6 protein-coding genes are annotated in these 7,710 nt (G+C 69.4%); 3 read left to right on the top strand and 3 right to left on the bottom strand.

From position 1 onward, the window contains the following. The first annotated feature begins 568 nt into the window (after positions 1-568). Positions 569-3,094 carry an ATP-dependent Clp protease ATP-binding subunit gene (locus CCN51_RS27355; protein WP_014178537.1) on the top strand — a complete coding sequence of 842 codons (2,526 nt, stop codon included), beginning with the start codon at positions 569-571 and terminating at the stop codon, positions 3,092-3,094. A gap of 306 nt (positions 3,095-3,400) precedes the next feature. On the opposite strand, the gene CCN51_RS53545 is transcribed toward CCN51_RS27355, so the two are convergent. The 3 genes from CCN51_RS53545 to CCN51_RS27370 form a co-directional block, all read right to left on the bottom strand. Then, entirely contained in the window at positions 3,401-3,658 is a 258-nt protein-coding gene (locus CCN51_RS53545; protein WP_014178538.1) for a hypothetical protein, read from the bottom strand. A 589-nt stretch (positions 3,659-4,247) separates the two neighbouring features. Continuing rightward, a complete protein-coding gene (locus CCN51_RS27365; RefSeq protein WP_014178539.1) occupies positions 4,248-5,144 on the bottom strand; it encodes an arginase family protein in 897 nt (298 codons plus the stop codon). An 82-nt stretch (positions 5,145-5,226) separates the two neighbouring features. Beyond that, a complete protein-coding gene (locus tag CCN51_RS27370; protein WP_014178540.1) occupies positions 5,227-6,066 on the bottom strand; it encodes an SDR family NAD(P)-dependent oxidoreductase in 840 nt (279 codons plus the stop codon). An 87-nt stretch (positions 6,067-6,153) separates the two neighbouring features. Between CCN51_RS27370 and CCN51_RS27375 the strand changes: the two genes are divergently transcribed. Continuing rightward, positions 6,154-7,005 (top strand): helix-turn-helix transcriptional regulator, encoded by an 852-nt coding sequence (locus tag CCN51_RS27375; RefSeq protein ID WP_014178541.1) that lies wholly within the window; start codon positions 6,154-6,156, stop codon positions 7,003-7,005. A gap of 159 nt (positions 7,006-7,164) precedes the next feature. Then, on the top strand, positions 7,165-7,545 hold the full coding sequence (locus CCN51_RS27380) for a peptidase inhibitor family I36 protein (protein WP_014178542.1): 381 nt from the start codon (positions 7,165-7,167) through the stop codon (positions 7,543-7,545). Positions 7,546-7,710: the final 165 nt, after the last annotated feature.

Raw genomic sequence — 7,710 nt, forward strand, 5'->3', positions numbered from 1 at the left:
TCCCGGGCAGGGATGTCCCGGGCAGGGACGTCCGGGGCGGGGACGTCCGGGGTCGTGAGGGCCATGCCCGGAGCAACTGCGCCCCTCTTCGAAAGTTACGTGAAGTCACGCACGGTGACGCCGCCGCCCCGATTGCGCAGTGTCGCGACGAAGGTGCGCTCCGTATTCACCCAGGCGTCTACAGGAGTGGTGAACGGGCGCAAGGTTGTTCGCCCGTAGCGGAGGGAACCCGCTCGCACCGCATGGAGTGTCAGCCCATGCGGGTAAGACATGCCTAGTGGGAGGGGCGGTCCACGGGCCGGGAAGCGATCGCGTTCGCCATGGGCGTAGTGGCGGCGAGCGTAGATGCCTGGCCTGCGGGAACATCGTCTCGCACCATCGGGTTGGAGCTGTTGTCGTCTGTTCGGGGAAAAGGGAGCCAGCGGGCGCCTTCCTCGCGAGAGCGGGGGGTGATCCGGACGGGTGTCGGCAGTTGGAATGAGCGGTCCCCGCTTGCGGGACTAAGCTGCGGAAGGACAGAGAGGGGAGCGCCCCCTTACTGCCTGACCGCTCTGAGGAGCGATTAACGATGTTCGAGAGGTTCACCGACCGCGCGCGGCGGGTTGTCGTCCTGGCTCAGGAAGAAGCCCGGATGCTCAACCACAACTACATCGGCACCGAGCACATCCTCCTGGGCCTGATCCACGAGGGTGAGGGTGTCGCCGCTAAGGCCCTGGAGAGCCTCGGGATTTCGCTCGAGGCGGTCCGCCAGCAGGTGGAGGAGATCATCGGCCAGGGCCAGCAGGCCCCGTCCGGTCACATTCCCTTCACCCCCCGTGCAAAGAAGGTCCTGGAGCTTTCGCTCCGCGAGGCCCTTCAGCTCGGCCACAACTACATCGGCACGGAGCACATCCTGCTCGGCCTGATCCGCGAGGGCGAGGGCGTCGCAGCCCAGGTCCTGGTGAAGCTGGGCGCCGATCTGAACCGGGTCCGGCAGCAGGTCATCCAGCTGCTCTCCGGCTACCAGGGCAAGGAAGCCGCCACGGCCGGCGGCCCGGCGGAGGGCACCCCCTCCACCTCGCTCGTCCTGGACCAGTTCGGCCGCAACCTCACCCAGGCCGCCCGCGAATCCAAGCTCGACCCGGTCATCGGGCGCGAGAAGGAGATCGAGCGGGTCATGCAGGTGCTCTCGCGCCGGACCAAGAACAACCCGGTCCTCATCGGCGAGCCCGGCGTCGGCAAGACGGCGGTCGTCGAGGGCCTGGCCCAGGCCATCGTCAAGGGCGAGGTGCCCGAAACCCTCAAGGACAAGCACCTCTACACCCTCGACCTGGGCGCCTTGGTCGCAGGCTCCCGCTACCGCGGTGACTTCGAGGAGCGCCTGAAGAAGGTGCTCAAGGAGATCCGCACCCGCGGCGACATCATCCTGTTCATCGACGAGCTCCACACCCTGGTGGGTGCGGGTGCCGCCGAGGGCGCGATCGACGCCGCGAGCATCCTCAAGCCCATGCTGGCCCGCGGCGAGCTGCAGACCATCGGCGCGACCACGCTCGACGAGTACCGCAAGTACCTGGAGAAGGACGCGGCCCTGGAGCGCCGCTTCCAGCCCATCCAGGTCGCCGAGCCGTCGCTGCCGCACACCATCGAGATCCTCAAGGGCCTGCGAGACCGCTACGAGGCTCACCACCGCGTCTCCATCACGGACTCCGCCCTGGTCGCGGCCGCCACCCTGGCCGACCGCTACATCTCGGACCGCTTCCTGCCGGACAAGGCGATCGACCTGATCGACGAGGCCGGCTCCCGGATGCGTATCCGCCGTATGACCGCACCGCCGGACCTGCGCGAATTCGACGAGAAGATCGCCGATGTGCGCCGGGAGAAGGAGTCCGCGATCGACTCGCAGGACTTCGAGATGGCCGCGGGCCTGCGCGACAAGGAGAAGCAGCTCCTGGCCGCCAAGGCGAAGCGCGAGAAGGAGTGGAAGGCCGGCGACATGGACGTCGTCGCCGAGGTGGACGAGGAGCTGATCGCCGAGGTCCTGGCCACGGCCACGGGCATCCCGGTCTTCAAGCTCACCGAGGAGGAGTCCTCCCGCCTGCTGCGCATGGAGGACGAGCTGCACAAGCGCGTCATCGGCCAGAAGGACGCCATCAAGGCGCTCTCCCAGGCCATCCGGCGCACGCGTGCGGGTCTGAAGGACCCCAAGCGCCCCGGTGGATCGTTCATCTTCGCGGGCCCGTCCGGTGTCGGTAAGACCGAGCTCAGCAAGACTCTCGCCGAATTCCTGTTCGGTGACGAGGACGCGATGATCTCGCTCGACATGTCGGAGTTCAGCGAGAAGCACACCGTCTCGCGGCTCTTCGGCTCCCCGCCCGGATACGTGGGCTACGAGGAGGGCGGCCAGCTCACCGAGAAGGTGCGCCGCAAGCCGTTCTCCGTGGTCCTCTTCGACGAGGTCGAGAAGGCCCACCCGGACATCTTCAACTCGCTGCTGCAGATCCTGGAGGACGGTCGCCTGACCGACTCCCAGGGCCGGGTCGTGGACTTCAAGAACACGGTCATCATCATGACCACCAACCTCGGCACCCGGGACATCTCCAAGGGCTTCAACCTGGGCTTCGCCGCCCAGGGCGATGTGAAGACCGGCTACGAGCGGATGAAGGCGAAGGTCAACGAAGAGCTCAAGCAGCACTTCCGGCCCGAGTTCCTCAACCGCGTCGACGACACGGTCGTCTTCCACCAGCTCAGCGAGGAAGACATCATCCAGATCGTCGACCTCATGATCGCCAAGGTGGACGAGCGGCTCAAGGACCGCGACATGGGCATCGAGCTCAGCGGTGACTCCAAGAAGCTGCTGGCCAAGCGGGGCTACGACCCCGTGCTGGGCGCCCGGCCGCTGCGCCGGACCATTCAGCGCGAGATCGAGGACGTGCTGTCGGAGAAGATCCTCTTCGGCGAGCTGCGCTCTGGTCACATCGTGGTCGTGGACACCGAGGGTGAGGGTGAAGAGAAGAAGTTCACCTTCCGCGGCGAGGAGAAGTCGGCCCTGCCGGACACCCCGCCGATCGAGTCCGCGGCAGGCGGCGCGGGCCCGAACCTCAGCAAGGAGGCGTGACCTCCCGCCAGGGAGTCGCGCAGAGCGCCTAGGGGCTGCCCCGGACCGTGTGTACGGTCCGGGGCAGCCTTGTTTGCTCTTTCTCGTATCCAGCGGGGTTCCAGGGCCCGTGGAGGGCGGGATTCCAGGGCATGGAGAGCGGGATTCCAGTCCCCCCTGGAGGCGGCCCTGGTGCCCCTTGCAAGGCCCTTGCCGTCCGCCGCGCCGCAAGCCCGGACGCGGTGAGCGGGCAGGGGCCTGTAAAAGCCCCTGGAAGCCCTCCTGGGGCCCTGGCGCGTTTGGGGCGGCCCTCGGGGCGAGAACCCCTCAGGGCCGCGCCACGATGACCTGTACGCCCTCGGGGACCCCGGTCACGTCGGCGTTGTGCAGCTCTTGCAGGTTCGACACCGGAAAGTCGAGTTCCCGCTCATCGAGATCAGCGATGATTTCATCCGCGTAGCGGTCGGCGCCATAACGCTGCCAGGCCATGGCGAGCACGGAGCGTATGGCCCAGGAAGTGCGGTCCCGCAGCCGGTGCGCTTCCTCGTCCGGGACAACTGTCGGATCGGGCAGCATTTCCAGCACGATAGGGCCGATCCAGCCAAGAGCCGAGCCCGTTCCAAGGCGGTCGGGCGGACCGGATCCCGGCTATAGCGGTGCGCCCGGGCGACATTCTGATCACCTCTTCCCGGTCGCCCCCGTGGGCGTGTTCGATCACGAAGTCGAAATCATGCCGTTCGACGGCCGCTCTCGCGCTCAGATAGTCCTGGAAGGTCCGCCGCACGTAGTCCTGGAAGGTCCGGTGCGCGAAATCGATCGCGTCCGGCGCGGGCTCACGCAATAGTCCGGTACGGATGTCCGCCCTGACGTCGATGAGCATCCGGCGCGTGAGCTTCTGCAGCGGCTGGATCTTCGGTTCCTGGGTGAGATCGATTACGTCCGGCGGCGGCATGGAGCGCTCACGGTCATGGCGTTCCAGGAGCGGCGTTCCAGGAGCCCGGAAAGGGTCGCGTCGTAGAGCGCTTTGCGGCCGGGCGGAAGATAGCCGCGGCGGTCCCGGTGCTGTGCGCAGATCTGCCCGCACATCCGCGGATTCGTCGCCGGCCGCCCTCCCCGGCTCCCGGACTGTATCAATAGTGGGTACTCAGTCCGGCACCCGGATAGCCGGGCCTGGTCAGGGTGAGGCGAAGGAGCGCTGAACGAGATCGGCCAAGAGCGCGGCGCATGAGCCGTCGGGGTCGAGATCGGGGTCGTAAATGGTGAGGTTGAAGCCGACGCAGCGCTCCGACTGCACCAAGGTCCTGAGAACGGGGACGAGTTCGTCGGGCAGCAGCCCGTCGGGGTCCGGGCTGTCGACCGCGGGCATGACGGAGGGGTCCAGCACATCCGCGTCCAAATGCACCCAGAATCCCTCGGTCACGGGCGCTTCAAGGGACTGCAGCGTCGCTCGCGCCAGATCCTCCGGGCCCCACTCCCTGATCTCCCCGACCGACGCGTTCGTGATCTTCAATTCGGAGAGCTCGACGCGGTCCTCGTCGTAGTCCCGGATGCCGAGGATCCGTATGTCCTCTTCCTTGAGATACGGCCGCAGCCCCTCGAGATCCGTCAGGTCCGTCTGCCCGCGCCCGGTCGCGAGCGCCAGCTCCTCGCCGCCCGCGGCGCCGACGCGCTCGGAGTTCCCGGGGTGCCGGAAATCCGCGGAGGCGTCGATGGCGGCGAGCCCGTACCGCCCGATGCGGCGGAGCGCGAGCGAGGCGCCGAGCTGGATGGAGCAGTCCCCGCCCAGAACCACGGGGAAGTCCCCGGCCCGGACGTGACGCTCGATGCGGTCGGCGAGCTTGCGGGTGTACGCGGCGATGGCCGCGGCGTTGAACACGCCGTCGCCCTCCCGCCAGCCGCCCCGGTCGTAACGGGGCGGTACGACCACCCCGCCCTCGTACGCCCCGAGCCGTTGTACCAGCCGCTGCTCACGCAGCGCGCCCGCCAGCTTGTAGCACCCGGGCACGGTGCCTTCGGCGGGCGGCCTGAGGCCGAGGTTGGACGGGGCATCGATCACGACGAGGCGGCGCATCCGGCCAGTTTGGGCGTACGGATGTGCTGTGGCCAGGGCCTTCGCTCGCGGCGGAACCTTGGTCTCCGTCGTCGGACAGGGCCTATGCCCGCGCGCCGCCGTCGACCGGCAGGATCGCGCCGGTCACATACGAGGCACGGTCGCTGAGCAGCCAGGCGGCGGCCTCGGCGATTTCGGCCGGGTCGGCCTGGCGGCGCAGCGGGGTCCGCGCGGTGATGCGCTCGACGAGACCGGGCGAATCCGCTTCCCAGGTGCGGATCATCTGGGTCGCCGTGCCGCCGGGAGCGATCGCGTTGACGCGGATGCCTTCCGGGCCGTAGGTGACGGCGGCCGACTCGGTGAGGCTGTTGAGCCCCCGCTTCATCGCGCCGTAGGCGGGCAGCTCGGGGTTGCCCCTGAGGCTGCCGATGCTGGAGTTGTTGACGATGGCGCCCGTCCCGGCGGTGGCCCGGATGGCGTCGACCTCGGCGGCCATGGCCAGCCACGGGCCCTTGAGGTTTACGGCGTAGACATGGTCGAAGTCGGCCTCGCTGGCCTGGTCCATGGGGCCCGGCGGTACGAACGTCGCGCCGTTGTTGAAGGCGACGTCGAGGCGGCCGTACACCTCCACGGCGCGCTCCACGGCGGCCCGGACACTGGCGGGATCTGCCAGGTCGCACACCACGTGGTCCGCGGTGCCGCCCGCCCCCCTGACCTCCTCGGTCACTGCCTTGAGCTGGGCCTCCGTACGGGCCGCCAGCAGCACCCGGGCGCCCTCCCGGGCGAACAGCCGCGCCGCGGCGGCGCCGATACCGCGACCGGCACCGGTGATGAACGCGACCTTGCCGGCCAGCAGGCCCGGGGTCGCGGGGGCGGACGTGTCGGTGGTGGATGTGCCGGTGTGGGGTGTGTTGTCCAGAGCGTTGTCCAGTGTGTTGTCCATGGCAGCGAGCCTGCGTCCGGCCGTATCGGCTATCCAGGCACCGGCGGTACCTGGCTGAGCGCCGCGACCCCCGCCCACACTGGGGGTGTGGACAGACGAGAACTGGCGGACTTCCTGCGCAGCAGGCGTGAGCGGATCACCCCCGCCGACGCAGGGCTGCCCGCCGGGCCGCGGCGCCGCACCCCGGGGCTGCGCCGCGAGGAGGTGGCGCAGTTGGCGTTCATCTCGACCGAGTACTACACCCGGCTCGAGCAGGCCCGTGCGCCGCGTCCGTCCCGCGAGGTCCTGGCCGGACTCGCCCGCGCCCTGCGCCTCACGGACGCCGAGCGCGACCACCTCCACCACCTCGCCGGCGCGCCGCCCGGCCCCTTGCCCGGGCCCTCGCGCGAGGTGCGGCAGAGCATCCTCGACCTGCTGCACCGGCTGCCGCAGGCCGCCGCGACGGTGATGTCCGCGACGTTCGAGGTGCTTGCCTGGAACGATCTGGCGGCCGCGCTCATGGAGGACTTCTCCGCCCTGCCGCGGCGCGACCGCAACCTCGTGCGCCGCGTCTTTCTCGGGCCGCACCGGGACGGGCGGCGGCTGTACGGGGTGTCCGACGCGGACGCGTTCGCCCGCAACTCGGCCCAGCGGCTGCGCGCCACCGCCGCGCGCTACCCCGACGACCCCGAGGTGACCGAGCTGGTGGACGAACTCCTCGCCGGGAGTGAGGAGTTCGCCCGGCTGTGGGCCTCCCATGACGTATGCGCCGAGCCCACGCTGTGCAAGACCTTCCAGCACCCGCTGGTCGGCCCGGTCACCGTCAATTGCGACGTCCTCGCCATCACCGGCCAGGACCAGCAGGTCGTCATCTACACCGCCGACCCTGGTTCACCCTCCGAGGAGGCGCTGCGGCTGCTGTCCGTCATCGGCACCCAGCGCATGGACGTGGCCCGCTGACCGCTGGGCCATGCTCCGGGCTCGCCCTCCAGTGGTGCTCCACCGGGACTCCGGCAATGCGCCTGGGTCACGCGAGCACACTGCGGTGAGTGTCATGTGCTCCGCGCCGGGTGCTCGGTGTGCCCAGTCGCGGCACCCGCGTATGGAAGGAGCCCTGTCATGCTTCGTGTCCGCTCATTCGCCATCGCCTCGGCCGCCCTGCTCGCGGCCCTCGGCGCCGCACCCTCCGCGACCGCCGCCCCCACGGCCCCGGCCCGCCCGGCGGCCTTCAGCTGCTCCCCGGGGTACTTCTGCATTTACAGCGACTGGGACGGCGGCGGCACCCGATGTCAGTGGTCGCAGCCCAGCAAGGCGAACACCGCCGATGACTGTTCCTTCATCCGGAACGGCCAGAACGTCCGCTCCGTATGGAACGGAACGGGGCAGCGGAAGCAGTACTACACCCAGACCAACTACCACTCCCGCGTAGGCTCCACGTCCGCCGGTGCGGGCGGCAACCTGCAGGGCAGCTACCAGATCCGGTCCTTCAAGCCGCAATAGGACACGACGCGGTCTGCTCTCGCCCGCTCCCTCTGCCTCTTGCGGCGTGGTGAGGGCGGCCGGGGACGCGCGAGGCGGGGCGGGCCCGGTAGGAGTAGCGGGTGCGCTCCGCTTCGTGTGCGCTGCCTACGCGTTGTTGGGCGGCATTCGGTTCGGGCGGGTGCG

The sequence above is a fragment of the Streptomyces milbemycinicus genome, from assembly GCF_002154605.1.
GTDB classification, from domain to species: domain Bacteria; phylum Actinomycetota; class Actinomycetes; order Streptomycetales; family Streptomycetaceae; genus Streptomyces; species Streptomyces milbemycinicus.